At 40.6% G+C, this 25,898-nt stretch carries 29 protein-coding genes, 1 tRNA gene and 1 pseudogene; 3 read left to right on the forward strand and 28 right to left on the reverse strand.

Annotated features, from left to right (window positions below):
* Positions 1-81: 81 nt before the first annotated feature.
* Positions 82-723, reverse strand: a complete 642-nt coding sequence (locus tag MKY83_RS13120) for a DUF4241 domain-containing protein (protein ID WP_185107096.1) — start codon at positions 721-723, stop codon at positions 82-84.
* A gap of 336 nt (positions 724-1,059) precedes the next feature.
* Complete coding sequence (locus MKY83_RS13125; RefSeq protein ID WP_113767523.1) at positions 1,060-1,239, reverse strand: hypothetical protein; 180 nt, start codon at positions 1,237-1,239, stop codon at positions 1,060-1,062.
* Between the two features lie 232 nt (positions 1,240-1,471).
* Between MKY83_RS13125 and MKY83_RS13130 the strand changes: the two genes are divergently transcribed.
* Complete coding sequence (locus MKY83_RS13130) at positions 1,472-1,654, forward strand: hypothetical protein (protein ID WP_113767524.1); 183 nt, start codon at positions 1,472-1,474, stop codon at positions 1,652-1,654.
* A 152-nt stretch (positions 1,655-1,806) separates the two neighbouring features.
* Here MKY83_RS13130 and MKY83_RS13135 read toward each other — a convergent pair.
* The 9 genes and pseudogenes from MKY83_RS13135 to MKY83_RS13175 form a co-directional block, all read right to left on the reverse strand.
* Positions 1,807-1,880 (reverse strand) — tRNA-Arg (locus tag MKY83_RS13135).
* A 120-nt stretch (positions 1,881-2,000) separates the two neighbouring features.
* Positions 2,001-2,525, reverse strand: coding sequence for a metallophosphoesterase (locus MKY83_RS13140; RefSeq protein WP_268453020.1), 525 nt, complete (start codon positions 2,523-2,525; stop codon positions 2,001-2,003).
* A 14-nt stretch (positions 2,526-2,539) separates the two neighbouring features.
* Entirely contained in the window at positions 2,540-3,142 is a 603-nt protein-coding gene (locus tag MKY83_RS13145) for an XTP/dITP diphosphatase (RefSeq protein ID WP_268453021.1), read from the reverse strand.
* 10 nt (positions 3,143-3,152) lie between these two features.
* The gene (rph, locus tag MKY83_RS13150; RefSeq protein ID WP_044139960.1) at positions 3,153-3,881 is read right to left on the reverse strand and encodes a ribonuclease PH; all 729 of its coding nucleotides are present in this window, start codon (positions 3,879-3,881) and stop codon (positions 3,153-3,155) included.
* 151 nt (positions 3,882-4,032) lie between these two features.
* A complete protein-coding gene (locus MKY83_RS13155; RefSeq protein ID WP_113767527.1) occupies positions 4,033-5,094 on the reverse strand; it encodes a GerMN domain-containing protein in 1,062 nt (353 codons plus the stop codon).
* Between the two features lie 101 nt (positions 5,095-5,195).
* Positions 5,196-6,014, reverse strand: coding sequence for a glutamate racemase (gene racE, locus MKY83_RS13160; RefSeq protein WP_012010811.1), 819 nt, complete (start codon positions 6,012-6,014; stop codon positions 5,196-5,198).
* A gap of 7 nt (positions 6,015-6,021) precedes the next feature.
* The gene (locus MKY83_RS13165) at positions 6,022-6,462 is read right to left on the reverse strand and encodes a MarR family transcriptional regulator (protein ID WP_003216546.1); all 441 of its coding nucleotides are present in this window, start codon (positions 6,460-6,462) and stop codon (positions 6,022-6,024) included.
* Between the two features lie 149 nt (positions 6,463-6,611).
* A pseudogene (gene gerE / locus MKY83_RS13170) lies at positions 6,612-6,698 on the reverse strand (spore germination transcription factor GerE); the annotation flags it as partial.
* 34 nt (positions 6,699-6,732) lie between these two features.
* Positions 6,733-8,259 (reverse strand): recombinase family protein, encoded by a 1,527-nt coding sequence (locus MKY83_RS13175; RefSeq protein WP_342487394.1) that lies wholly within the window; start codon positions 8,257-8,259, stop codon positions 6,733-6,735.
* A 214-nt stretch (positions 8,260-8,473) separates the two neighbouring features.
* On the opposite strand from MKY83_RS13175, the gene MKY83_RS13180 reads away from it, so the two are divergent.
* The gene (locus tag MKY83_RS13180; protein WP_342487395.1) at positions 8,474-9,145 is read left to right on the forward strand and encodes a hypothetical protein; all 672 of its coding nucleotides are present in this window, start codon (positions 8,474-8,476) and stop codon (positions 9,143-9,145) included.
* 146 nt (positions 9,146-9,291) lie between these two features.
* Positions 9,292-9,783: a hypothetical protein gene (locus MKY83_RS13185; RefSeq protein WP_340961255.1), complete on the forward strand. Its 492-nt coding sequence runs from the start codon at positions 9,292-9,294 to the stop codon at positions 9,781-9,783.
* A 271-nt stretch (positions 9,784-10,054) separates the two neighbouring features.
* On the opposite strand, the gene MKY83_RS13190 is transcribed toward MKY83_RS13185, so the two are convergent.
* Genes MKY83_RS13190 through MKY83_RS13270 form a run of 17 tightly spaced genes read right to left on the reverse strand, consistent with a single transcriptional unit; the run spans position 10,055 to position 25,882 of the window.
* Positions 10,055-10,891 (reverse strand): N-acetylmuramoyl-L-alanine amidase, encoded by an 837-nt coding sequence (locus MKY83_RS13190; protein ID WP_342487396.1) that lies wholly within the window; start codon positions 10,889-10,891, stop codon positions 10,055-10,057.
* Positions 10,892-10,923: 32 nt separating this feature from the next.
* Positions 10,924-11,343 (reverse strand): phage holin family protein, encoded by a 420-nt coding sequence (locus MKY83_RS13195; protein WP_342487397.1) that lies wholly within the window; start codon positions 11,341-11,343, stop codon positions 10,924-10,926.
* Positions 11,344-11,385: 42 nt separating this feature from the next.
* Positions 11,386-11,565, reverse strand: a complete 180-nt coding sequence (locus tag MKY83_RS13200) for an XkdX family protein (protein ID WP_065098242.1) — start codon at positions 11,563-11,565, stop codon at positions 11,386-11,388.
* Complete coding sequence (locus MKY83_RS13205; protein ID WP_216927313.1) at positions 11,562-11,846, reverse strand: hypothetical protein; 285 nt, start codon at positions 11,844-11,846, stop codon at positions 11,562-11,564. Before MKY83_RS13205 ends, MKY83_RS13200 begins: the two co-directional genes overlap by 4 nt.
* Before the next feature lie 14 nt (positions 11,847-11,860).
* Positions 11,861-13,183, reverse strand: coding sequence for a phage baseplate upper protein (locus MKY83_RS13210; protein ID WP_342487398.1), 1,323 nt, complete (start codon positions 13,181-13,183; stop codon positions 11,861-11,863).
* A 12-nt stretch (positions 13,184-13,195) separates the two neighbouring features.
* Complete coding sequence (locus MKY83_RS13215) at positions 13,196-15,751, reverse strand: peptidase G2 autoproteolytic cleavage domain-containing protein (protein ID WP_342487399.1); 2,556 nt, start codon at positions 15,749-15,751, stop codon at positions 13,196-13,198.
* 37 nt (positions 15,752-15,788) lie between these two features.
* A complete protein-coding gene (locus MKY83_RS13220) occupies positions 15,789-17,555 on the reverse strand; it encodes a phage tail protein (protein ID WP_342487400.1) in 1,767 nt (588 codons plus the stop codon).
* Positions 17,556-17,566: 11 nt separating this feature from the next.
* On the reverse strand, positions 17,567-18,403 hold the full coding sequence (locus tag MKY83_RS13225) for a phage tail domain-containing protein (protein WP_342487401.1): 837 nt from the start codon (positions 18,401-18,403) through the stop codon (positions 17,567-17,569).
* Complete coding sequence (locus tag MKY83_RS13230) at positions 18,404-22,837, reverse strand: phage tail tape measure protein (RefSeq protein WP_342487402.1); 4,434 nt, start codon at positions 22,835-22,837, stop codon at positions 18,404-18,406. It lies immediately after the preceding gene.
* A 39-nt stretch (positions 22,838-22,876) separates the two neighbouring features.
* Positions 22,877-23,014 carry a hypothetical protein gene (locus MKY83_RS13235; protein WP_173407663.1) on the reverse strand — a complete coding sequence of 46 codons (138 nt, stop codon included), beginning with the start codon at positions 23,012-23,014 and terminating at the stop codon, positions 22,877-22,879.
* Between the two features lie 5 nt (positions 23,015-23,019).
* Positions 23,020-23,382 (reverse strand): hypothetical protein, encoded by a 363-nt coding sequence (locus tag MKY83_RS13240; protein WP_017358183.1) that lies wholly within the window; start codon positions 23,380-23,382, stop codon positions 23,020-23,022.
* A 55-nt stretch (positions 23,383-23,437) separates the two neighbouring features.
* Entirely contained in the window at positions 23,438-24,049 is a 612-nt protein-coding gene (locus MKY83_RS13245) for a major tail protein (RefSeq protein WP_278175338.1), read from the reverse strand.
* A 2-nt stretch (positions 24,050-24,051) separates the two neighbouring features.
* Positions 24,052-24,450 (reverse strand): DUF3168 domain-containing protein, encoded by a 399-nt coding sequence (locus MKY83_RS13250; RefSeq protein ID WP_278175340.1) that lies wholly within the window; start codon positions 24,448-24,450, stop codon positions 24,052-24,054.
* Positions 24,447-24,851 carry an HK97-gp10 family putative phage morphogenesis protein gene (locus MKY83_RS13255; RefSeq protein ID WP_061408913.1) on the reverse strand — a complete coding sequence of 135 codons (405 nt, stop codon included), beginning with the start codon at positions 24,849-24,851 and terminating at the stop codon, positions 24,447-24,449. Before MKY83_RS13255 ends, MKY83_RS13250 begins: the two co-directional genes overlap by 4 nt.
* A complete protein-coding gene (locus MKY83_RS13260) occupies positions 24,851-25,171 on the reverse strand; it encodes a phage head closure protein (RefSeq protein WP_278175345.1) in 321 nt (106 codons plus the stop codon). Before MKY83_RS13260 ends, MKY83_RS13255 begins: the two co-directional genes overlap by 1 nt.
* Positions 25,161-25,463: a head-tail connector protein gene (locus tag MKY83_RS13265; RefSeq protein ID WP_278175347.1), complete on the reverse strand. Its 303-nt coding sequence runs from the start codon at positions 25,461-25,463 to the stop codon at positions 25,161-25,163. The genes MKY83_RS13260 and MKY83_RS13265 overlap by 11 nt, the downstream gene beginning before the upstream one ends.
* Before the next feature lie 11 nt (positions 25,464-25,474).
* Positions 25,475-25,882, reverse strand: coding sequence for a collagen-like protein (locus tag MKY83_RS13270; protein WP_278175349.1), 408 nt, complete (start codon positions 25,880-25,882; stop codon positions 25,475-25,477).
* Positions 25,883-25,898: the final 16 nt, after the last annotated feature.

The raw sequence follows: 25,898 nt of genomic DNA on the forward strand, positions 1-25,898 counted from the left end.
TAAAATAATAGGTTCAATCAAAAACTGCCTAAGTCTATAATCAAAGAACAATAAAAAAACCCATGATTCATGGGTTTCTTCTCAGTCCATTATTAAAAAATCCGTCACAAGGCAAGCGGGCTCTCCGTTTTGATCTAGCCCCCAAAAGCTTGGATACATCCCGTCGCCGAAGCCTGTTGTAAACATGGCAATGTCCACTTTGTCATGAAAACGAGTAACGAGCCAGTCCCATGTGTGCTTGTAGTTTTGCTCAAGCGCTTCTGCAAATTCCTCATAAAAATAAAAATCATTGTCCTCTTTATATCGCTTTTCCTCATAAGCTTGTAAATATAGTGCTGCCTCCGCATCCATAAAGCAGCCCATCCCCGTATTTACACCGTAGCCGAAGAACTTGTCTTCTTTCAATTGATTGAGTTCCTGCCCTGCTCTTGTGGCAAGCTCCCATTCTATTGCTTGCTCGTTTGTAAACTTAATCATTGCATAGGCTACACGTTCGTCTCCACTTTCTAACCGCTTAACCATAAGTAGAATAGGATATTTTCCCGGATGAACCTTCTTAGAAAAAGATTGGTCTCCCTCTGAAACAAAAGGATCACAGGCAACGATATGACCGCTTGTGATCTCGACATGTCCTAACTGTTTGACAAATAATTGATCACCTTCTGAGCTGCTTTTTTTCTCTCCATTTTCAAAAATTAAGTTTGTTGGATCAATTTTGTACAAGGGATCATTCCTTTCATTATTTTTCTGAGACGTTTGAGATTATGTATTTTTCAATTTCAAAGCATGATCATCCATAGAACATCCATTTCCAGTATCAACTCCATACCCTGAAAAGAATTTCCCCTGTAAATCGCTTTCTATCTGCCCATTTGATAATGCAAGCTCTCACTTATCACTCGCTTCATCTTCTCCTTCTACTATACACCTTAATTTTTTCAGTTGGAGAAAGAATATTCCCTCTTTTGAATATTTACACCTTTGTAATGTCTTTTTCATTAGTTAAAAATAAATGGAAGGTTCATTAAAAAACGCCCTTTCAATGGAGGGACTGTATTATTATCTATTTTCTTTGGAATATTTTTTTATCAATGATGCGCTAATCCTGCTTACGATATAGATCGCAACCGCTAAAATCAGCATCAACGGAAACATACTTAAACGATCATCTGCAACATAAACAATGATCCCCACAATGACAGCCACTACGATTGCCGTTAAAAAATGCTTCACCGCCATCTCACCCCTTTGTATAAATCATATACATTTTATTACACAAAAGGTTCAATTGAAATAATTTCCACAAAATCAGATATACGCAAGTCTAGATTGATTTCGCACAAGAAGAAGTGGGTTTCCTCTGTTTCGCTCTATAAGTGGGTTGCTCCCCTTTCTTATATTGTTCGTATAATCTCTATATGCTAAAATTAACTAAAATACCTAGATAATGGATCAATCAGGAGGTCATTCAGTGACACAGCAAAGCAAACCATCCAAAATGTTATTAATTACTTTACCCGGCGCTATTATTGCCCTTGTGATGATCTTAGGGAAAATTGATACACCTGTAACAAATGTTTTATTTTATATTGTGGCTTTTAGTGTTATGGGTTTAGTGGTTTCAAGCTTAATAAAGGACTACAAGAAAAATTAACTCATCCTCTAGGGAACTGTTGTTTATGCAGCTCCCTTTTTTTGTATACACTTTCAACATTCTAATTTATAGCAAAAGCTAAACTTAAATTTCAAAACAAAAAAAAGCCTGAAATCCTTGATAATAAAGGGTTTCAGGCTTTTACATTAGTACGTCCCAGGAGAGATTCGAACTCCCGACCGACGCCTTAGAAGGGCGTTGCTCTATCCAGCTGAGCTACTGGGACATGTTGTTATGTAGTGTTCTGTTGGTGAGTACCTCACCGACAAGATTCATTATATTACTATTGTTCTTTAAAGTCAACGGTTTTTCGAAAGTTTTTTCACAAGGGGCAAATGCTGCACCCTTATGAAATACCTTCCAATGTGACCGTGTTTTCGAGGTCTTGTATGACCTGACCTTCGTCTGTGAAAAACTGTACGTTCGCTTCGCTTCCATCTAGTGTCAGTATAGCGTAGCTGCGCTCTTTACGCACTCTTGGCAGGTGCACACTGCCTGGGTTAATGAGCAGTTTTCCTCTTAGCAGCTCACTGCCTGGGATGTGCGAGTGGCCAAAGCAGATGATGTCTGCGCCTAGCTCTTCTGCACGGTAGTAGACTTGAAGCAAGGATTGTTTGATGCCATGCAGATGTCCGTGAGTGAGAAATAGTTTTCCGCCTCCATCAAGTGAAAGCAGGAGCTCTTCTGCAAAATCGCCCATAAAGTCACAATTTCCTTTGACGACTTTGTATCCTTCGAGAGCTGGGTGGTTCGTTTCGAGTTCTGAATCTCCGCAGTGAATCAGCATGTCGACTTCAGCCGCATGCCGTTTGGCAATGGTTTGAAGTTCGTCTGTGAGTCCATGACTGTCACTAATGATGAGTATCTTCATGGCTTCATTCCCCCTTATTCATTTGCGTCTAGCAGTGATGAAAGCTTTTGAAGCGCGACCGCTCGATGGCTGATCTTGTTTTTCTCCTCTGGTGATAACTCGGCCATCGTCTGGTCTTTGTCTTTGACGATGAAAATTGGGTCGTATCCGAAGCCGTTTTCGCCGATTGGTTCCTCGGCGATGAAGCCTTCTACTGATCCTTCTACCGTCTTTGTTTCTTTACCCGGTATGCTGACAGCAAGGGCACATCTGAATCTAGCTGTACGGTCTTCTTTTTCAATGCCTTGAAGCTCGCTCAGCACTTTTTCTACATTCCCAGCATCGTTTTTATGTTCACCAGCGTATCTCGCTGAATATACGCCAGGTTTTCCGCCAAGATAGTCAATCGACAAACCGGAATCGTCTGCAATGACCATTTCACCCGCTTTGGCTTGAATCGCCTCGGCTTTGATAATGGCATTTTCTTCGAAGGTATGTCCTGTTTCTTCAATTTCTTCAGTAAAGCCGATGTCTGCTAGTGTTTTGACCGTGAATCCTTTTGGCTCAAGAATGGCTTTGAATTCTTTCGCTTTGCCCGCATTGTGCGTTGCAATGATGGCTGTTTTCATCCTGATCAAACCCTTCTTTTTATTCGATGACTTCTCCTGTCACTGCTTTTTGCTTTTCGATTAATTCTTTGATGCCCTTTTCGGCTAAATCAAGCAGTCCGTTTAGCTGTTCTCTTGAGAATGTCGCTTCTTCGCCTGTCCCTTGAAGTTCAACAAAGCGTCCAGCGCCTGTCATGATAACATTCATATCTACTTCAGCTGAAGAATCTTCTTCATAATTTAAATCTAACAGAAGACCCTGCTGAGAATCAATTCCGACGGATATCGCCGCTAAATAATCAGTGATCGGGTTTTGTTTGATGACTCCTTCTGCTCGAAGCTTTTGAATCGCAAGTGTCATGGCAACAAAAGCACCTGTAATGGATGCTGTGCGTGTACCGCCGTCTGCTTGAATGACATCACAGTCAATCCAAATCGTGCGTTCGCCAAGCTTTTCTAAGTCAACGACTGCACGGAGTGCTCGTCCAATTAATCGCTGAATTTCCATTGTACGTCCTGTCACTTTTCCTTTAGATGATTCTCTAATGGTTCTTTGAGCAGTTGCTCTTGGAAGCATGCTATATTCTGCTGTAATCCAGCCTTTTCCTTCTCCTCTTAAAAAAGGAGGTACGCGGTCTTCGATGGATGCGTTACAAATCACCTTCGTATTGCCCGCTGAGATTAAGACAGAGCCTTCTGGATGCGTAATGTAGCCTGCCTCTATTTCAACTTTTCTTAATTCGTCATAGTGTCTTTCATCTAATCTCATGATTTACCTCCGTTACAATATACATTCCGCGCGGGTGCCAGCGGGGTTCTCCTACTAACTTTGACAACCTCGGCTCGTTCTAATCGCTTGGAATAAAAAAGAGGCAGCGAATATGCATGCCTCTTTTTCTCCATTATATCAATGTGTGCCGTTAAAAACTACCTGTATTCACTTGTTCTGGTCTTGAAACCGGCTTTGTCAGCTCTGTTCCTTTTTCGTTCACAAGCTCAGCCTTGCCGTTTACCTTAACGGAGACGCTTTTGACGTCCGGCAGCTCTGTTAATGTGAGCACAATGCTATCAAGAACTTTTTGTGAAATGACCTTTTTCTTTTCATCTGCGCTGCCGAAAATGGATTCGTTGAAATCAAGTGTCACATGTCCGTCTTTTACTTTCGGGATATCATTCAGCTTTACATCTTGATCAAAGTCTGTGAGCAAATGGCTTTTTTTGCTCGGTCCAGAGACGAGCTCATCAATGGCTGCTGTAATCGGATCATCCTCGTCTTTTGGCGTTCTTTTGGTGACAGGAACATAGTACGTCTGTTCATCGGATTCAGCTAAGTAATAAACCGTCACTGGCTTTGTCGATGTCATATCAGCGGCAGCCTCGTGCTGAATATTAATACCGTCTTCTCTGCTTAAATCATCTGAAATCGGTGTACCGTTCACAGGCATTTCTTTTAGTTCATGACCATTCATTTTCAATTTGACTTTGGCGACAGAATCAAACTGCGTTAACGTCCAAGTGACAGATTGCAGGATTCGCTGTTCATCTTCTTTTTTATAGTTTTTGAATTCATTTGAAAAATCCACTACGGCCGTTCCGTCTTTAATATCGACAGATACGCTCGTGTCGGCCGGCAAAACAGCCCGGAATCCATTTGGCATGAGGTTAGAAATCGGTCCTCCGTCCACAAGGTATTCAAGGGTTTGTTTGGCACTTCCTTCATTTTTCGGCAGTGGAATGGACTGAGAGACGACATACCCGTTTTTATCAATTAAATATAATTCTCTCATGACTGTATCTGCCTGCTTCTCTTCTTTTCCTTCTTTGGCTGTTTGTTTATCTTCTTTATTATCTTTCACATATGTGACGTTTTGTGGCGGGTCAATCTCTGTTTTCGCTTGGTCTGTTTGAAACAATCCGCATCCTGACAAAAGCATGGCTGACGCGATACACGTCACAGCTGCTGTAGATCCTTTTTTCAGCATACTTCACCCTCCTCTAGTAGTTTGTACTACTATGTATACGAGCTCCCTCTGCGGATTAGACCCTTTTCATAAAAAAATAACCCACCTCAAGAAGAAGCGGGTTATTGCTGATAGACGTGTTCGAGTGATACGGTTTCGACCTTCCCTGGCAGGTAGCCAAACCAGTCACGAGCGATGTTTTCAAAATTTTGCTGCTGCCCTGTTGTATAAAATGTATGGACAGGTGCTTCTTGGGAAGTGTTTAACAGTCCTTTATAGGAAAGAATTGTACTCGCTTCCCTAGCTGTCTCATCCCCTGATGAAATGATGCTCACATCACTGCCCATAAAGCGCTGAATCGACTCTTTTAAAATCGGATAGTGTGTGCAGCCAAGAATGAGTGTATCAATTCCTGTTTCTTTCATCGGTTCAAGGGAATCTTTCACCACTTCATCTGCTGTCTGATCTAAAAATGTACCGCTTTCCACAAAGGGAACAAGCAGCGGACATGCCAGACTTTGAACCGCTAGTCCTGCTTTTAAAGATAGCAGAGCTTCTTTGTAAGCCTCACTTTTGATCGTATTGGCTGTACCAATGACGCCAATCTGCTGGTTGTTTGTCACCTTGATCGCTGTGCGAGCACCGGGCTGAATCACGCCAATGACCGGAATATCAAGCGTTGCTTTGATTTCATCTAGTGCGATCGCCGTCGCTGTGTTGCATGCGATGACGAGCATTTTAATATGGTGATGTCTTAATAAGTAGTGTGCCATTTCCCAAGTATATTGAAGAACTTCTTCTTCTTTCCGCGGGCCATACGGGCACCGTTTTGTATCGCCTACGTAAATGATTTTTTCTTTTGGCAGTTGTCTCATGATTTCCTTTGCAACGGTTAAACCGCCGACGCCGGAATCAATGACGCCGATTGGTTGATCCAACAAAATCGCCTCATTTTCTTTTCATTTGCTGCTGTAGTTTCGTTAAGGATTGATTGAAAACGATGGCTTCTTCTTCTGAGAAAGCCCCTAGAAGTTCACTGACGTATTCTTGGCGTTTAACAATCACTTCTTGAATGATCCGCTCGCCTTCAGGCAATAAATGAATGCGAACCACGCGGCGGTCAGAAGGATCTTTTACTCGTTCGACAAGTTCACTTTTTTCCATTCGATCAATTAAGTCGGTGGTTGTACTGCAAGCCAAATACATCTTTTGTGATAGCTCACCTATTGTCATATCTCCGAATTCATAAAGCCACTGAAGCCCTACAAATTGAGGAGGTGTAATCGTATATTGATTCAGTATTTCTCTGCCTTTTTGCTTAATAATTGCAGCAATATGGCGCAATGATTTTTCAATCTCTGCTACATGGTCGAACTCATTCGTTTCCATTTCATTGATACCTCACTATAGCATCTCACTTTGATTAAAACGTACATTCCTATTTTCCTCGTTTTTCAGAGAAAATGCAAGAAGAGACTCATGGAAACCATATAGAAATAACCGGTTCCTCCCTTGTATGGAAGGAAAACCGGCTGACTTTAGAGCTCTAGCTCACCCATACGCAGAAGCTCGACTACGGCCTGTGAACGACCTTTGACTCCTAGCTTTTGCATGGCATTTGTTATGCATACCTTTTACAAATGAGTATAACTTACAGGATCATTTAAATCTATAATGAAAGTTCATTTTCCCGTTTGGGTGGATAACAATATGATCAATGAGCTTATCAAACACATGCTTCAAATCGTTCTCTTTGTCTTCAAGCTCTCGAAGAACCGCCTGCATTTCCATCATTGAACTTTTCTCATCATGGACCTGCTGTAAGGAAAATAAACTCTGTTCAAGCTTTACAATTTTAGCTTGAATGTCATTTCGCTTCATTTGAAATTCTGATTTGGTAATCATTTGATCTTCTAAATAAAGTTCAAGCAACCTTTTATTTTTCGCTTCTAGAGATTTCAACTCTGCTTTAATAGACTTTATTTGTTTTTCTTTTTGCTCAAATGCATTTTTTTTGTAGTCGTGTGATATATCCCTAGAGAATTCAATGAGATTTTCAATCACTAAATCTCGGACCTCTTCATAAGTGATGGGAACATGGTTCACACAGCCTTCGGGACCAGATCTCCGGTAATTACTGCATTTGACATATTTCCAGTAAGTTTTCTCTCCGTTTTTTTTGGCTCTACTGGTTTGGATAATGACCATATTAGATCCGCATTTCCCGCAAATAAGCAGTTGTCTAAGCTCATTCCACGGTGTGAATTTAGTTTTTTTATTAACTGTTGGTTTATTATTTGCTTTCTCCCACTCTTCCCTTGAGACAATTGGCGGACAAAAGTCATCATAAACGTTCCATTTTTCAGGTGGATTTCTTATAAATTTTTTTCGACCGTCAACCTTGATCGTGGTATGTCTATTAGCAATGTGCACACCACAATAAATTGGGTTTTTTAATATGGTTTGAACTGTTGTAAGCTGCCAATTTCTTGTTGTTCTAGGAGGAGGTATTTCACCAATTTTGCACTTTTCTTGCAATGCATATGTAACTCTTTTCTGACCTAGCCCCTCGTTATTATAAAGGTGGAAAATCATCCTAATTACTTGAGCTTCACTTTCGTTAATTACTAGGTGTTTCCCCTCTTTCATATAACCGTAGGGTACTCGACCAGAATGTTCACCACGCCTTGCTTTTGCTGCAAGTACACCACTTATATTGACTGACATAGACTTAGGTAACTGCTCCGCAAACAGAGCAGACATTTCAAATTTCATTGACGCTTTACTCTCGTAAAGGGAGTCATAGTCTTCTTCAAGTGTAACGACACGAACCCCATTAGACACTAGAATCTCTCTGATGTATAACGCATCTTTTAAATCACGGGCAAGACGTGTGATGGACTTGAATATGACCATTTTTATATCTTTCTTTTCCGCCAATGAAAAAATGTATTTCATTGCTGCCCTGTCTTCAAGGACGGTTCCGCTGATACCATCGTCTAACAAAACAGAACGGTCATCCCATTCATAATTGTGTTGCTCGATCCAATATCGACAAACGTCAATTTGGTTTTCTTTAGAACTTATTTGCTCGTCTCGATCTGTCGAAACCCTTGTATAAACTTTATAAGGGTAGTCGTCATATTTGATGATTTCGTCAACTGATGATTCTTTGCGGAAATGCATATAACACACCCCAATTGTTAATTGTTCTTACTAAATTATAACATCTTAATTGTCGATTCCGTAATATTCTTATTCTGGAAAAATCATTTTCTATATTCTTTCCAATTCAATAATATGATAGACTGATTTGGGAATATTTGTTTTTGTAGAGTTTACATTGAATCGAATGAATCGAATAATGTAAATGTTCATTTTAAAAAAGAGGGGGATTATTATGATTTTATTTATGGGTTGCCTAACAATCTTATCAGTTTTAGGCTTAATTTTAGGAGTCGTATTTCTCATAGTTAAAAAAACAAGAAGAAAAGGCAAGATATTAACTCCTGTTGCGTTTGTGTTAGCTATAATCGGCTTCTGGTATATGGGGTCACCGGTACATAATAAGCAATCAGAAGATAACAATCAAGAAACTTCAGCGTCTTTAGCTGATACGAATTCAGTAGATACTAATGAAGATGAAGACGAGGAAGACCTAAATTCAGATGACACCACACACCATACAGTTGATTGGTCTATGATTAAGGATAATGTAGAGTTCAGGATTGATCAGGTGAGTATTGTAAAACAGAATCTTGAATCAGATGATCAAGGTATTATAGGTGTCCATTTCATTATCGATAATAAAAGTAATAAAGACATTTCAACTTACCCGACTCAAGGTACTCTACTCACAAACACAAGAGAGCAAATTAAAGCCAGTGTTAATAGTGAGAACTTCGACGGAGATATCATGTCTGGAGCAAAAACAGACGGCTTTGTTCTTTTTCCAGTCAAAAAGTTAAGTAAACTTGAAGACATTAATTCTGTACGAGTTAAGTGGAATTTCTGGCCTGACAAAAACACTTCTGAAGGATTAAAGGAACTTGATGCCCAATTAAGTTTTTAATAAGAAACACTTCACAGTCTCGTCACAAATGACGGGACTTTTATTTAGTCTATTTTTACCATTTTTATAAAAATTATGGAAAATAAAACCTGTTAATTGTTACCATATGGGTGTAGGACAATACTTTTAGGGGGAGGATGTTTAGTATGAACGGTTTATTGCGCAAGCTCAATGTAAAACTTACACTTGTATTAACACTTATTGTGACTCTTGGAATCACATCTGCTTTTGGTCAGGCATCAGCAAAAGAACAATGGGACCCTCAAAAGCAACAAAGAATTGCACAGGCTATTTTCGAAGCTGCTGCATACAATGAATTAGATAAAACTTTTTCCTTTGATGAATCCAAAGTTATCAATGCTGGTTTACCAAAGGATATTTCATTAGAGATCAAAAATCATTTAGAATCATTGGCCGGAACTGATGCTGAAAAAGTGTATCAAGATCAATTAGCTGCACAGAAAAAAGGTGAAGTTACAACTATGGTTGCACCGTTATTGATTTGGGCGGCCAAAATATTGGCTGGAGCAGGCCTTGGGTGGCTAGCTAAAAAACTTTTAGACATGGGTGGCCACGAGTTTTGCAAACGGTATAAAAATACAAACAAAACAACAAAATATGTTTGTAAATTCCTTTAATTTTCGAAAGGAGTGTTGTAATTGAGAAAAACAAATTGGTTTCTGTCTGTGTTTATAACTGCCTTTATTACGCTTGTAATTCAATCGGGATTAAGTAAGTCCGGCGTTATTAACATGTCCAATATATGGGCAGACTTGGGCAGCTGGGTTATTATATTCTTTGTCGTCTTCATCGGCGTTGAAGCATCTTTTAGAATGATCAATAAAATGAGACATCGAACTGAATAAAGACAAACAAAAAAAGCCCCTCCATTTTGGAAGGGCTTTTCATTTATTTCTGCTTTGATTTTAACTTTGTTGATACTTTTAATATCTCAACATATTTAGATGCAGCAGTGATGTACAAACCTGATTTTAGTTTATACATTTTTGATCCGTTGACTGTGACAGTCTTATCAATCGTAAACGCTTCACCAGGCTTTACTTTTTTGTGCTTCGCTGACCAATTAGGTTTATCATAGACCCATAGCCACCCGTCCGCATTCGGCTTCACCACGGCCATTTTAATGCCTTTTGACGTCGTTTCTTTTTTAGGGCTTGTTTTAGATGATGATGACACCTTTTTCAAACCGACGGCCGCCGCGATGCCTTCTGCGTGTCCCTCAGCCAATAGGTTCAGGAACGAATCTTGTTTTAGCATCGCAGCATCTTTTTCCCGATCAATAAAAAGGTTTTCAGTCAATATTGCTGGCATTTTTGTTTCTCTTAACACGGCCAGATTTTCCGACTTTTTCCCGCGGTCTACTGCTTTTTCTTTGATCTTTTTATAAATGGAATCATGTACGATCTTTTGCTGCTTGCCAGTGCTTGATGATGCGGATAACTTGTCATAACGGAACGTCTCAAAACCCGTTCCTCCGCCAGCATTGATATGGATTGATGCAAAATAATCAGCGCCCCAATTATTTGCTAGTCTAGCTCTTTGAGACAGATCAATGTAAACATCGGTTGATCGTGTGAGCTTAACTGATGCCCCATACACCTTTTCAAGAATCGCTTTAGTTTTCTTAGCAATAGTTAGTACAAGTTCTTTTTCTTTCAATCCGTTTGCTACTGTGCCTGGATCGTGCCCACCATGTCCTGGATCAAGCATAATTTTTTTCGTCATATTCAATCTCTCCATTCTTTTTTTTATATAGATTACTCAACAGCTTTCTTTTCTGATTGTTCTTTTTGACTATCGTTTTCTATAACATGAAGACGGTCTGTGATGGAAGCCGGAATTTTAACGCCGATCTGTGCAAGGTTTTCCACGATGGAAAGCCCTTCGTTTGCAATATAAAAAAGCACTGTCCCGAAGGTCAGCACTCCGTTAAGTCCCATGATTTGATCAATAATGTTAGCCACAATTACAACCACAAAACTAAGCATCTTACGCACGTAACCAAACCATGCCGTACGGCTGCGTAGCTTGCCGATCTTCCATGCTTTAATGATTCCTGTTAAAACGTCGATGACGCTTAGCAGCAAGAGCAAGTCCAAAAATTTCACACCGCCGAATAAATAAGTCTTCGCTAAATCCAAAGTTTCAAAGTTAACAAACAATTTTATATCCCCCATTCATTTGTCACCTCCTTTCGAAGGCAAAATAAAAAGCACCTGTTAAGATGCTGTTGTTCCTAAATCTGCAGAAGCAGCTGGCTTGTCGAATGAAACGCCTGTGATCTGCTCAAATTCTTCTTTTGTGATTACCTTTAAAGAGACATACTCTCTCATTATTTCAAGAGTGTAAACGCCCCAATCCCAAAATACTTTTATGTCGGCTGCCGTCGGGTATATCATGATGCCCCGCCTTTCTGCATCTGCGCAACTTGCAATGTGAGTAAAGCCGCCTGTTTTTTAAGAGTCGTTATATCATTAGGTAAAGGCGGTTTCGGCTGCAAGCTATCAATATACGCTTGAGTAGCAGATTCGCTCCACACTGCCTTTTTTTCGTCATACATTGGAAGATATAACCCCTCTTCTGGACGTACACTCGTAGCGTTCTTCGGCATCTCTTCATAATCACTTATTACATCTTCACCTTGATATTTAAAATTCTCGTCAAAGTAATAAATGTGCATGATTCTTCCCTCCTTTACCACAACGGAATAGATTCATTTATCTCAATTCTCGTCACCTTGGAATTATCATTTGCGTTGAGACCATCAAATTTTAATGATCCATCTTTCGCAAGCGTCAAACGTGCCGACCCGTACGATCCAACCGTGGCACCCACAAATACAGTTTCCCCTGACGGTTTTTGAGCAAAACGGGCAATGACTGCATCATTCGCCGGGACTCCCTCAAACGATCCCCGAAGATGTAAAGAGTTTTGCCGAATTGAAAATTTGAGTGGATTTCCGGCAAAGTGCTTTGTTGTTCCAGTAACAAGAGTGACTTGATTCCAGGTGCTGTTTAAGTCTTTTTCGGATAACACTCGATCCCATCCTTTGAAACCTTGGGCATGAAATGTACCGATCCAAGTTATGTTATCAAAAGACCTTGTAGCGATAATGCACTTATAAACTACTTCATTTTGTTCATAGGCCGTCTCCAACACATTGACGTAATAAAAGCTTGTATCATTTTCTACTGGAGCATTAAGGAGCTGGGCCCCCATGTAAGGACCTGTAGGTAGGGTAAATATGTCGGTACCATTCGGAATCCTTGCAACTTTACCATCGTTAGGTGTAAGCCTATAAAGCTGGCTCTTGTTCCAGTTGCTTTTCTCTGATTCCGTTACATGGATTTTTTCGTTTTTAAAGTGTGGATCGACGTATTCTTTTGCCGCTTCCAGTGCTGCCGCTGCTTTACCTTCTGCACCTGCAGGTGTTTCTGCATGTTCATCCGTATATTTTTTAGCTACTGCAAGTGCTGCGGCTACTTTAGCTTTTGCACCTTCTTTTGTTTCAATCTTTTCCAAGTCCTCAAACTTGGCCCTCAGATCATCAATCGTTTGTATAGACTCTTCGTAAAGCTCATTTATCTTTGCTCTTAATGCCTCGAACTCGTCCACATAATACTCAGTGATCGGCACAATGTCTTGATCTATAAGCGACTTAGATATATTGAAAGAGAACTGATGCACAGACATAGATTGATCATTCGCATAGTACAAATTTAATTCAGCTTGTACTAGTCCGTAGTGTTTGACCTCTTTATCTGACAAGATGTATTCCGCCTGACCTTCCACACGGTCAAGAATGTTTATGTCACGAATGAATCGGCTGCCATCTGACATAACTAATACAAGTTTTCCCGTGACAGCTGCTAGAGGCAAAGGGACTCCATCTTTCGTGAGTTTAAATACCAACCGTGCTGTCTGACGATCCTGTGTCCAAAAATTGATATTGGTTGTAATGCTTGAACTGGTGTATGCATTCACATTGAAATCAAGTTTCCCATTTTTTAAAACCAAAAATGACACCTCCTATCTAATAAATACTTTTGCAATACCATAACCCATTTCGGAATCATAAGGCGTTTCAATATTCATAACTTGCCAATTGGACTGACCTTTTGTCGCAACACCGTTTTTAGCTTTGACTGAATCACCAACGTTTACCGTGTCATCAATCCGTACCATGACTTGTCCAACCAATCCAATCACATGCCATTCTTTACGTTCAGCTCTTGATTGATAGGCTTTTGACTTTTCAGGATCATAGTCAGGGTTTTCTATAGGTAAATCTAGCACCTCGAAAATTTCATTGCCTTCTTCATCATAGTGAGCAACTTCAACTTTTTGAGTTATCAAGGCACCAAAACGATCACGTAAATACTTCCCTTGCCATTCAAAGGTGGATTCTCCAAGAACAACTGCGGCAGTATTTGACACCACTCCTAGTAGATAATCACCTAATTGTGCTGGCATAATTTTTTCGCCTTTCAGTGTAACGATTGTACCTGTCGGAATCTCATGACCACTTGCGCTTTCAAAATACTCCGCGTAATCCGAAAGAGAAGACCCGCCACGTACTTGACCTGCACTCGTGATGTTTCCTGACTTAGATGAAATTTGCCATTTAAGATCGTTGTATCCCCCTGAAATAGTGTAACTCTTTGATTGTTTAACATTATGTGATGACAAGATTGTACGGGCATATCCATTACCCTTCGTGTGGCTGTTGTTGGATGCGATGACAGCTTGTCTTGATCCTTCGGTTGACGATCCCGCCCTAGAAGCTAATACACTATTTGCAGGACCTTTTGTTTTACATGAACCCGTAGCAGCAATGACCGCGCTCGAATCTGACAAAGCGTGTCCTGACGTTGAACCAGCAACCAATCCACCTTTTAAGCTTGTCGGCATCTGCTTATTAGTATTTTTAGCTAGATCTGCTGCTTTGCTATAGCCATTTGCGTGTACTCCTACAATCGATGTTTGTGTATTAGGTGAATACACCCCAATGTTGCCGTTAGAATGAATAAGATTTCCTGCCATCAGTTTGACTGAATAGACCCTTCCACCTATCCCAATCCCTATAGGTGCGGAATTCTCGATATTAAAGTTCGTGATAGTAACATCATCAGCTCTTTGCGGGCCACCAAAAACTCGAACATCGTGAGAAGCTCTTTTAAAGCCAGTGATTGTTAAACCATTGATATCCACCCGTCTACTTTTGTATTGAATAGCAACAACTGGATTCCCTTTGTAGTCATAAGATGGGTTACCTATCGCTGTAAAATTAGTTACTTTAACACGATGGTAAGCAGACACTACAAGCGCTCTAGGCGATAACCCCTTGTACATATCATTAAATACAGGTTCAATCGACACACAATTTGTAAACGACACATCGCGCGCTGTTGTACTTTGCGGGTCAGATGCGCTGTGGTGTCCAATGTGTCGTGCATCATAACTCCGCACGTCTCGATAAGATACATGATCTGATACATGAACATTTTGAGCCGCCGGCCATTGTGCATGTGCTTTGACCTCTACTCCTCTAATGTTCCCGCTTGTATAAGATCCGTTCACCCAAACATTTCGAGAACCATCATCTATCTCAATACCGTTTGAATTTGCTGTACCCTCTTTATGTGCTTTTCCACTCGGATTGGAACAATGACATCGATCAATAAAGATGTATTCGCTGTAATGAGTAGTGATACCGTCATCACCGTAGCCACTCGCCTCACAATTCTCAACCCAAACATACCGACACCCATCCTTTGTGTAATTAGATCCTGATATATTGTATGATGGTGCGGTGAAGTCAAAACCATGTAATCCCGGATTAATTGATTGAACATTTTTCACCCAGCCAAAATGGACTTTGGCGAAAGTTAATGCACTTGAGGCAATGCCGCCCGTTGCCCTCATGCCGCCCTGTCGATCACGATTCCAGTCTAATGAAAAACCATCAACATAAATGTTTTTGTTACCGCTATGGTCTTTGTTTGTTAAAAGAATCGTGCTGGCAGGTGCATCCTCATGAAGTTTAAAAGTAGTAATCCCTTTTCCCTGTCCAATCAATGCTGAATTAGAAGGAATACGTATTCCGCGAACGATGTATACGCCGGCAGATGCTTTTACTCTAACTCGCCCGTTTCCAAATGCCTTTTTAAAAGCCTCTGTAGAATCTGTCTTTCCATCGGGTACGGCTCCAAAATCATCCACATTCACCTCGCGCTTAAATCTTTTTTCAATCTTTGCGAACTCGTAGTCTAGGCGATCTTTAGCCGTCTTGTGTATACTAGCGTCTGTGGCGACCCTAATATCAACAACCTCTTTTACATCCTTGCCATCGTGATTTAATACAAGGTTTGTCAATCTAGCCCACACATTATCAATCCTATTTGCAACAGTAAATAGCCCATGTTTAATCTGTTCAGATGTATGGGAAAGTGAGCCTTTTTTGTGTAATTTCAATTGATCTTCATTGCGGTTTAATTGATCTTCAATTTTTTGCATATCTTCACCCAACTGATGAGCGTATCTTGAGTTTCGGGTTGTATCATATTGTTTTCTCAGCCTTACCATGTTCTCACTCTCCTTTTTTGGCAAAAATAAAAAGACCCTATCTAAGCGTCTTGAGCATGTCGTTTATATATCGTTGTAAGTTTTTCACTTGTTTTGCTTGATCTACTGATATTCGTTGTATGTCCTTGCGAAAGTTCGCAAATGTTATCGTTGGACTGCTATACGGATTTAAAGGGTTATGCTGAATTGAGACAACTCTCAAATCGTCCTCAAAGGTTATTCCGTCTGCTGTGTCGGCGATGACATGTATCGTGTCGCCTAACCAGAAATCTTGCTCAATTTCAAGAAGTTTTGGTTCATATATTTTCTGAAACTCCACCTCTACTGTCATTTCAGGATATGGATTTACATGCTTTTTTAATGCTGAAATGATGCTGCTAGATTTTTTGTATCTCTCATCCTTAATTGGTTCCGCCCAGCGTGGTTTACCTTCAATGAGGAATTTATCTTCATCGGGATGAATATAAAGAACTGGTTCAAAAACATATTCAGGCTCTTTTTCTTCATCTTTTGATGCTTCTTTTTCATCTTTTGTTGTTTTGCTGTCATCCTTTGATTTAGAAACAGAATCCGTTTCTTTTTGAGCGCCGTATCCCCATGCCCGAGTTGTACAATTCTGAGAATCTGTCGTGATTGTGATCCCAGGCATGTTATAGCGACTATCAAGCACAAAATCTATTTCTTGTCCCATTTTTTTGTAAACATGGATTTTGTAATTATCTACGTCTAACTCTATATCATAATCTTCAATGATTTCATCCATAAGCTCTGTGGAATTTTTTTCACCGAAGTTTTCTTGTTCCGCAGAAGAAATTTCACCATCTTTTGCATGAATGACATATTTGAAATCAGTTCCTTTGAGAGCAATATCAAGCGCTTCTTTTATGCTTAATTTCTTAGAAACTGTTTTTTCAATTCTGTTATTAATTAATAGGACGGAGAAAATATGCGCAGCTGTAACCGTTTTTGTTAGCACTCCATTTTCTTGATGCAAACTTACATTCGTAATGTAGTATTTTTGATGATTATATTTCTTTTCATCAAGATATAAAACATTGTCTACAATTAATAGCTCAAACTCTGCGACATTTTCCTGTGTGCGCGGCAATGTAAAGCTGAATGATTTTTTACCTGTTGGATCGGCAGTAAAATCAACAGACACACCAGTGATCTCTATGACATCCTTTCCATCCTTGCTTGATATGTGAAGCTGTGGAAAATCCACATCAGACGGCAAATTTTGATTGAGTGGCATATCTACCCCATCGTATTCCTTGCTTGGATACTTCGGTTTAGTTGGTGTTTCTGGTTCACTTGGTTCTTCTGGAACATCGGGAACATCAGGAACGATTTCGCCATCGTACTTAGTCAGATTGTATTTTTCAATGATGCTGTTGAGTTTTGACGGGTAATGTATATCAGTAGCATATCCAGCTTTGAAAACGGCTGTAGTTGCCTTTTTATAATCTTTTTCACCGACCACTGCCTTGTAACGACTTAGACGAGTGTATAAGCTCCCAAGATCAGATAAGCTCTCCGCATATGATGGATACTTTCTAAATCTAGCTTGTATCCTTGTAACGTTCCCCTTCTTATCTTGCTCGCTTGTCCACATTAGTACATATTTTCCGTTATATGTACCTTTGACCCCAAAAAGGTTGTTGGCTTGTTTAGAAAGACCACTCGTCCCGAAACCACTTTCTAAACACCCTTGAGCAATGACAAGGCTTGCAAGTACGTTATATTTTTTGTAAACTTTCTGCGCACCCGGTGCCAGTTTCTTAATGAAATCAGCCGCAGCCATGCCATCCCTCCTTATGCATAATAGAATCTCGTGTCGAAAACAATTTCAATTGCACTTGCATTTTGTATTTCAAAGTCGTTACGGCCAATATCAAGTGAAGGGAGCCTACCAGATGTCTTGAGACGTTTCTTGTTAGCGACGGTGTACTGTTTAATAAAAGAAACCTCTCTGGATTTGGATATTTCATCTTCAATTTTCAAACGTTCACCTGTCGTATGATTGATGATGGTTACACCTTTTCCTTTTGCTCTCAACTTCACTTGATAATCATGCCTCAAAGGGTTGATTCTAAAATCTCCGATGTTGTAGATGCTGAACGTTTTTTTATTCTTGAATGAATACTCTAGGTCGTCACGCATCTCAATATTCATTCCAGGACTCCACCGTTCACCCTCAAATGATTGACGATTTAATGATGTACTTTTCGATTCAGCAGCACCCAAAACATCCGTAAATTCTACTGTAAACACAACATGATTCTTTTCTTTTTCCTTTGGAACTGAAAAATTCCCATCACAAGTCACCAAGAAGCGCCTGTTTGGGAATAAATCGCAAGCAATATAGTATGGGTATGGTTTAACTAATAAAGCATATAGTTCACTTCTATAGCTGTAGAAATTTTCAGCAATGATTGAGTTCATATATATTTCAAGCTGAATCTGTCTTTCTTTGTACTTCACATCCCGTGGATGTTGCGGTAACATGATACCGTTAATTCGTGGCAATGACACTGTCTCAAATTCAACAATTGGTGAGGCAGGTGTCAGGCTTAACGGATGGAAGTGAGGAAGCAAGTCATTTAGACTTTGCTCACCCAATCCATTGTTAAAATCAATATATAATTCCATCTACCTCACCCCACTCATAAATGCTTGTTTTCTGTATCTATCTCCTGTGGTTTGGTCAACTTTTCGACCATCAATTTTGAAGTTAGGGTCCTTCGCAATTAATTGTTCAAACCCCTTCTGCATCATCATTAATCCTTGAGACAACAGGTCTATTTGTTGAGCCATAAGACCAATTTGCTTGTTTTGATTTTCAATCATCTGTCTCATGTCAGATCCATCTTGCTGCCTGCTCTGAGGCTTGTCTCCTTTGTTACTAATGCGATCAAGCATCTGTAAAGCCGTGGAGATCATACCCTCTCCAAAACTAGGCACTCCAAGCTCTTTCCCAAGATTAGAATACAACTGCAAAGAACGCTTTCTGTATTTTGGTTCAGTGGTAATAGCATATTCGCGCCAGCCGTTCTCCCCTAGCTGCGCAATTTGATGATTGTCAATGACACCACCAGATGCATAACCGATGTAAGGGCCACCGCGCGCCATAGATTTTAATCCCGGATGGTTATAGATACCGCCATAACGCTTGTTAAGATAGTTAATTGCGGCAACAATTTGGTGTACTGGATGTTTGATGTTTCCATATCCGGGCTTTTTGTATGCAGAAAATGTGCTTGGTATAAACTGCATAAGCCCTTGTGATGGGTGTCCCGCCTTCCAGTTACTATCCCACCTGTTAACTAATGTCGGGTTTCCGCTTGATTCCTTCATCGCAATGGTTTCTAACGCTTTTGCATAGGATGGAGAAATTCCAGTGATACTGATAGCTTGTGCAACCCACTTTTTGACTGCAGCACTACCCCCTACACCTTTGAATGCTCCTCCGTCTCCTCCAAAATCACCTAATGATTTTGTTAGAAATCCTAAAGCGCCTTTTTGAATTGTCTTTAAGATACCTGTTCCAAGACCATCTATTCCTTTACCAGTTTTAAACGGGATTAGACCGCCAAATATATTGCCGATGATTTTCTTTGGTCCAGCCATCACAAGATCAAACATATCTGATCCAAAATCTTTCACCTTGCCGACTACTTCACCAGCTTTTTTAACACCTTTTTTAAAGAAATCACCAACGCCGCCAGCATAACCCGGTAATCCCTGTGAAGTGACTTTTTTGGTCTCGTCATGTGGCAAGACTGATGTTCCGCGCGGCAGATCCCAAATTTGAGGACCGCCAACACCGACCATATAAGTTCCAATTCCCGGAGTATGAGCAAGCTCATATCCTTCCTCACCTACAAGCGCGCGGCCACCCGGATGATAGTCAGTTCCTTTGGCGTAAGAATGCTTTGCTCCATCCTTTTCGCCCCCATATCCTTTAGGTTTCCAAGTTGGGATAGTTTTTAAGTTCATGAATTCAAGAACTTTATTAATACCACCAGTAATGGTATTGACTACACCTGCTAAATCCACAAGAAACGTATCCCAAGCGCCGAGAACTTCACCAGTCTCCCAATCAACTTGCTCGATATGTCCTGCAGCCTGTTTTTTCGCTTCTTTTACAACGCCCTTATGACTTTTTTCAGCTTCATTTATTGTTTTTTCTTTTTGTTTTTCCGCTGCCTTTACCGTAGCATCATGTTCTTTTTGGCTAATAGTGCCTTTGACGTAACGCTGGTCATCTGCAGCTTTTACAACAGCGTTGTATTGTTTTTCAGCATTGCTAATGACTTTGTCTTTTGCTGATTTACTATTTTTAACTGTCGCGGCTGCTTGCTTTGCAGATAAATTAGACGACTCTTCTTTTAGTTTTTTAGAAATGAGTGTTTGCTCATCCTTGCTTTTTGTAAGGGCCGTTTCTACTTCTTTACTCATCTTTTGGGTAATGCCCTTGACTTCATCCCATTCTTTTTGGGTGAGAGAGCGATGTTCTTTTGCTGCTTTGTCATATATTTTTTTGACTTGGCTCTCGTACTTTTCTATTTGTTTCTGTTTCTCTTTATTGCCTGTTTTGATTTTGTCGAGAATGTCTTTTTCATCTTTATCTTTAAGCGTATTATTTTTCGAATAGAAATCACCTAGCACTTCTAGGGCTTTATCAGCACTGTCTTGGTACCCCTTTTTCAGCGTGCCAGCCATTTCGGAGAACTTTTTGTTCATATCTTCTGCTATGTCATTGGTGATCTTTTTTTGATTCAGATAGAGACTATCTAACTTTGCATTAGTCTTTCTTTCCATAACCGTATAAGCATTTACTGCTTTGGATGTGGATACAGATACTTTATCACCAAAATCTATTGTTGCTGGTAAGACGCGTTTTTTCAGGTTGTCATAATATTTAAACCCTGCTTCGCCTAGAAGCGTGACACCCGTTATTAACATCCCTACAGGACCACCAAGCAACGATAAGCCGCCTCTAAGCAAACTCACAACACCTGCGCCTTTTTTAAGGATGTTAAACAGGCCAAAACCGCCCTTTGCAAGTTTCAAAAATCCTCCTGCACCTTTTACGGCATTTACACCCATCATCACTATGCCCTTACCGAATTTTAGTATCTCCGGCAAAAATGAGAGCGCAAGACCGCCAATCATACCCATTGGCCCACCAAACACCATTAAACCACCGCCAGCAATACGAGACGTACCGCCAAGACCACGCATTGTCCTTGATGTTCTTGTGGCCGTTTGATTTAGACGGCCCATTCGAGTCGTCGCTAGACCCGTATTTTGTTGTAAACGACCCATTCGAGTGGACATAACGGCTGTTGATGCTGCAGCTGTGTTGATGCCAGTTGCCGCAGTTCGTGAAGCAACGCCCGCTGTAGCAACTTGTGTCGAGTATACGCCTAGACTTGCTGATGATCCTCTGACAGTGCCTGTCAGATACGTGCCAGCAGTACGAAGCACTCTCCATCCTTCGGCCATTCTTGGGATGAGACTCAATAACAACAACGAAGCTCCGCCTAAAAGACTGAAAGCTGTAACTGCTGCACCAGTAACGGCAATAGTTCCCATAACAGATGGAGGAAGATGATCAAACCAGTTAACGACTTTTGTTAATCCATCTACCACTTTGCGGACTGTAGGAATAAATTGATTACCTAATGAAATAACCGCGTTATTTACGGCTGAACGCAGGTATTCCACAGATCCCGCAAGGTTGTCCATTTGCTCTTTTGCAACTTTTTCAGCTATACCGCCACTGTTTTCTATTTCTTTGGTGAATTTATTAAGCTTACCTTCACCCGCATGTAGCAAAGTGATAAAACCTGATAAGGCGTGCTGTCCTGCCAATTGTTTTGCAATACGTATTTTTTCAGTCTCGGTGTAATTCTTGGTCTTTTCATTAATTTGGCCAATAATATCTGCAAGAGGGCGCATTTTACCAGTAGAATCGGTAACGCTCAAGCCAAGTTCGTGTATTGCATTTCCTGCTTGTTTTGGTGGTGATGCTAACCTTGTTAAGGTGGATCGTAATGCAGTACCCGCCATATCAGCCTTTATCCCACTGTTCGCCATGATACCCGTTGCGGCCGCTAACTCTTCCATGCTGACACCTGCAGTTTTTGCTGCTGGCCCCGCGTATTTCATTGTTTGTCCAATCTGTTGAAGCGTGGCGTTTGAGTTGGTGAACGTGTAGGTCATGGCGTCCGCCACACGGTTTGTATCTTCTGCAGCAATGTGAAATTCCGTTAAGATGTCAGATACAATATCTGCTGTTACACCTAAATCTGTTTGCCCTGCTGCCGCAGTAGCAAGCAAGCCCGGCATAGCACCAATGATGTTATTTGTCTTATAACCAGCCATTGCAAGGTATTGCATTCCTTCGGCAACTTGTCCGTCTGTAAATTGTGTCGTAGCCCCCAAATGACGCGCCGTTTCTGTGAGACGGCCCATCTCGTCATTCGATGCATTCGCCACAGCACCGACCCTGCTCATAGCCTTTTCAAAGTCTGCGGCCACTTTAACAGCTCCACCTATTGCGACGGTGCCTGCTACACCGATACCTGTTAATGCCTTCCCTGCCATTCCCGCAGCAGAGTAGACAGATTGTAACTCTTCTGATACTTCTCCAGCGTTCTTCTTAAAAACAGAAAAAACACCAGCTGCTTTATTGCCGGTGCTTTGCAAATGCTCAAATTCTTTAGATACATCTCGCAATTCTTTTTCTAGCTTTTGATGAACAGCGATGGAGTCATTCAGTTTGCGGGCATGTATTTGTGTTTCTCGCGCATCACGGCCCTTTTCTCTCACAAGCTGTTCATATCGTTTTCGATGTTCCTGAACAATTCGACCTTGAAGGCGATATTTGTTGTTAAGTCCCTCTACTTGCGATTGTAATTGCTTTGATTTATCACCAGTATTTTTATAAATGGCCGCAGATGCCTTCATTTCAGAGTTGGTCAATCTCAATTGCCTTTGAAGCCCTGTTATACCTCTATTAAAACCCGAATCATCCAGATTGACCTTAGCGACCATATTGCCAATTGCTTGAGTCATTTATGTACCACCCCGCTTTCCTGACGAAGATTTCAAGACTTAGAATATTTGATCAATCGTAACTTCTTTATTTTTTCTTGATTCAGCGTTCAATTCTAAGAAATGATAAATATCCATTTCATCAATTTCTTTCATTCTCCATCCCTGTTCTAGGAGCTGTTTATAAATATTCTGCATTTGGTTTATTGCTCGCTCGTAGCTCCAGTCTCCGTCGGTTGCAAAAAATCGGGATCTTCTTCATCAATTTTTTTATAACCAACTACTTCGGCCAACACGCGACTGATTTCAGCAGAAATTTCAAATGACTGTAATCCTTCGGCAAATTCATCATAAGTAAACTGTTTTCCAAAAATATCAACCATGAATTTAATCTGTTCTTCTAATACTTTGATGCTTTTTTCCAAGTCCTCTGCGGTATCCTCGGCCTTTTTATTCAAACGCAAAGCATCTAGAAGTGTTTTAGCACTTGTGCGTGGCGCTACATAGGTTTTTTCTTTTTGTTCTGCATCAGACCATAATTTGATAGTGATTCTTTTCTGAGTCATAGTGACTCCCCCTTATTTTTTATTTTCCAATTAAAAAAGAGAGCTTTTCAGCCCTCTAAGCACCTTTTCCAATATCAACACTGCTGCTTTTTTCTGTTTCGTCTTTGTATGCATCACCAAAAACTGATTTATAAAAGGCATCAAGATTAAAGTTTTCTGCATCTTCATCTGTGACCACTTTAAAAAGATCGTCCTGCTCACGATCAACAAATTCCGCAGACAGTTTAATGGTTTGGAAATCTGTCTTATCTTCTTTTGTCTTCCACTCATCGCCTGGAAGAGAAAAACGCCCTTTTACTAAACCGACATGACGAGACTTCCCGTTTGCCTTTGGACCTTCAAACGTCATTGCGACCCATGGTGGGGTAATGTTCTTTTTGAACAAGTACAACCCGTTTTTGTCCTGTTCGATTCCTAGCAGCTTCGCAAGAATTTCCATAGGAAGATCCCGCATTTCAATTTCTAGCTTTGTAGAACCAGTTGAAACCACTAAATCGACCAGCTTGTTATCTGCATACTGCTTCTCTGTTGATGTCTCAGTTTCCACCTTCATGTTGATTGCATATTCATATCTTAAAATTTCAGTAGGCACAAAGAATTTACCTTTCTTTTGCAATGGTGCAAACTGAACGTTTTCCAAACCAGTTACTGAACTGTACTCAGCCATAGTTAGCCTCCTAGAATTATATTTTTCTCAAAACGGTACCCTTTTCTGATTAACCTCTCTTTCTCTAAAAAATCAGAAATGGGTAATGTTGGTGCAAAATCTAAACGCTCCATCACATCCCCGATTGTAGCCATGATGGATTGCGGATCGGCATTGTGATAAACATCTATTTGATAGGTTGCGCTATCTTGTATGGGCCTGTTATCAGCCCATTTGATCGGTTTGTAATTGATTTCTTGCAGCACGACATACGGCGGACGCGACTTTGTACCCTCTGGCACTGCAAGCTCATAGATGTCACCTTTGTCTATTAAATACAAAAGCGCTGGATCATTCTCCAACGCTTCAAAAATGGCATTCTTGCAAGTATCTGCACGCCTTATTAAGTTTTGATTGATCATAGTTTGCTCAGCGCCTGTCGGTATTTATCTGCTACTTTACGTATAGCCTCATCCCATTTCGCATCGACAGTTCTCGTAAAGAATTTTTGCGCTGGCTGATGTAAGGTGCCGAATTCAGGGAAATGAATTCTCCACTTCGTGTCCTTACGTGACTTTGATTTCGGCCAACCAACCGCAACATATTTTATCCCGTCTCCATCAGTACGAAGCCGCGTAATATCAAGATCATCCTGCATGTGTTTTTGGCCTTTGTCGGATCTTGGTGTGTTTGGGTGAAGTTCATCTTTTATGACTGTTGCGCCAGCTGTAAGAGCTTCTTTATGCATTTTGCTAACTTTTCTTTGCATGTTGCCAATTGCATTCTCTAATTCCTCTAAGCCGTCGATTTGTAAATTAAACATTACTTCGCCGCCTTTACCCTAGCTCTAATTGTGAGGAAATGAAGTCTTGAATAATTGGGTGTAATAGACTCAATTTCGTAAGTTTTTCCTTGGAATAGGAGTCTCATGTGCTCGTCGATATCTTCCCTGTGACGTATGGTGAATTTGATTGTATGTTCTTTTTGAATGGCAGCTGCAGCATAATATTCAGCACCTTTTAATCCCTCTGCTTTGGACCAACACTCAATCATAGTTTCCCAGCCGTTGTCACCATCAACAGGCAAACGACTCTTTTCTTTTTTCTTTTGGAACTGAATGCGATGCCTCATATCATTCAACATCTTTTTCACCATCCACAACCAAGTATTTGAGTTGATTGACCATTGTTGTGAGCACACCATCAAGATTTGATGTCGTTCCGGATATTTGCCTATTCTCATACCAGTGAGTCACAAAAGACATAACGGCCAGTTCTGCTCGTGCTAACTTATTAGGAAATTTCAGACCCGTTGCAGAGCTGATGTACTCTTTTGCTGCAGCAATGAAATGTAAAATCAAATCATCCTCCGCATCACCATCAATGCGGAGATATTTTTTCGCTTTTTCAAGCTCTTTTTGTTCTGCCTCAGTCATTTGGCATCACCTTATTCAGATTTTGGTTTTTCTAAAGCTTCGACTCTAGTTTGTAATTCGGTAATCAATTCTTTTACAGCTGAATTGAGATTTTCCCACATGACGCTGCCAGTACCGATAGTACGAGAGTTGACAGATTTATCAGCTAAGTGTTCATTTTTAATAGCGCCTTCCTCAATTACAGCTGCATCACCCTTATCACCTTTTGGCCCCTGCTCTCCTGGATCGCCTTTTTCTCCTTTTGGACCTTGAGGACCAGTATCCCCCTTCGGACCCTTTTCGCCTTGCATACCTTGAATGAAGAGAGGGTTTTCTTCACTGTTTCCTTTTAAATAAACAGGCGTGATAGGTTTACCGTCTGCTCCCTCCTCTGCAGATGTGTATACTCCATTACTTTCAAACAAATAATCTTTAGCCATGATAGATCAATTCCTT

This window comes from Bacillus sp. FSL M8-0266 (genome assembly GCF_038613425.1).
Taxonomy (GTDB): Bacteria; Bacillota; Bacilli; order Bacillales; family Bacillaceae; genus Bacillus; species Bacillus pumilus.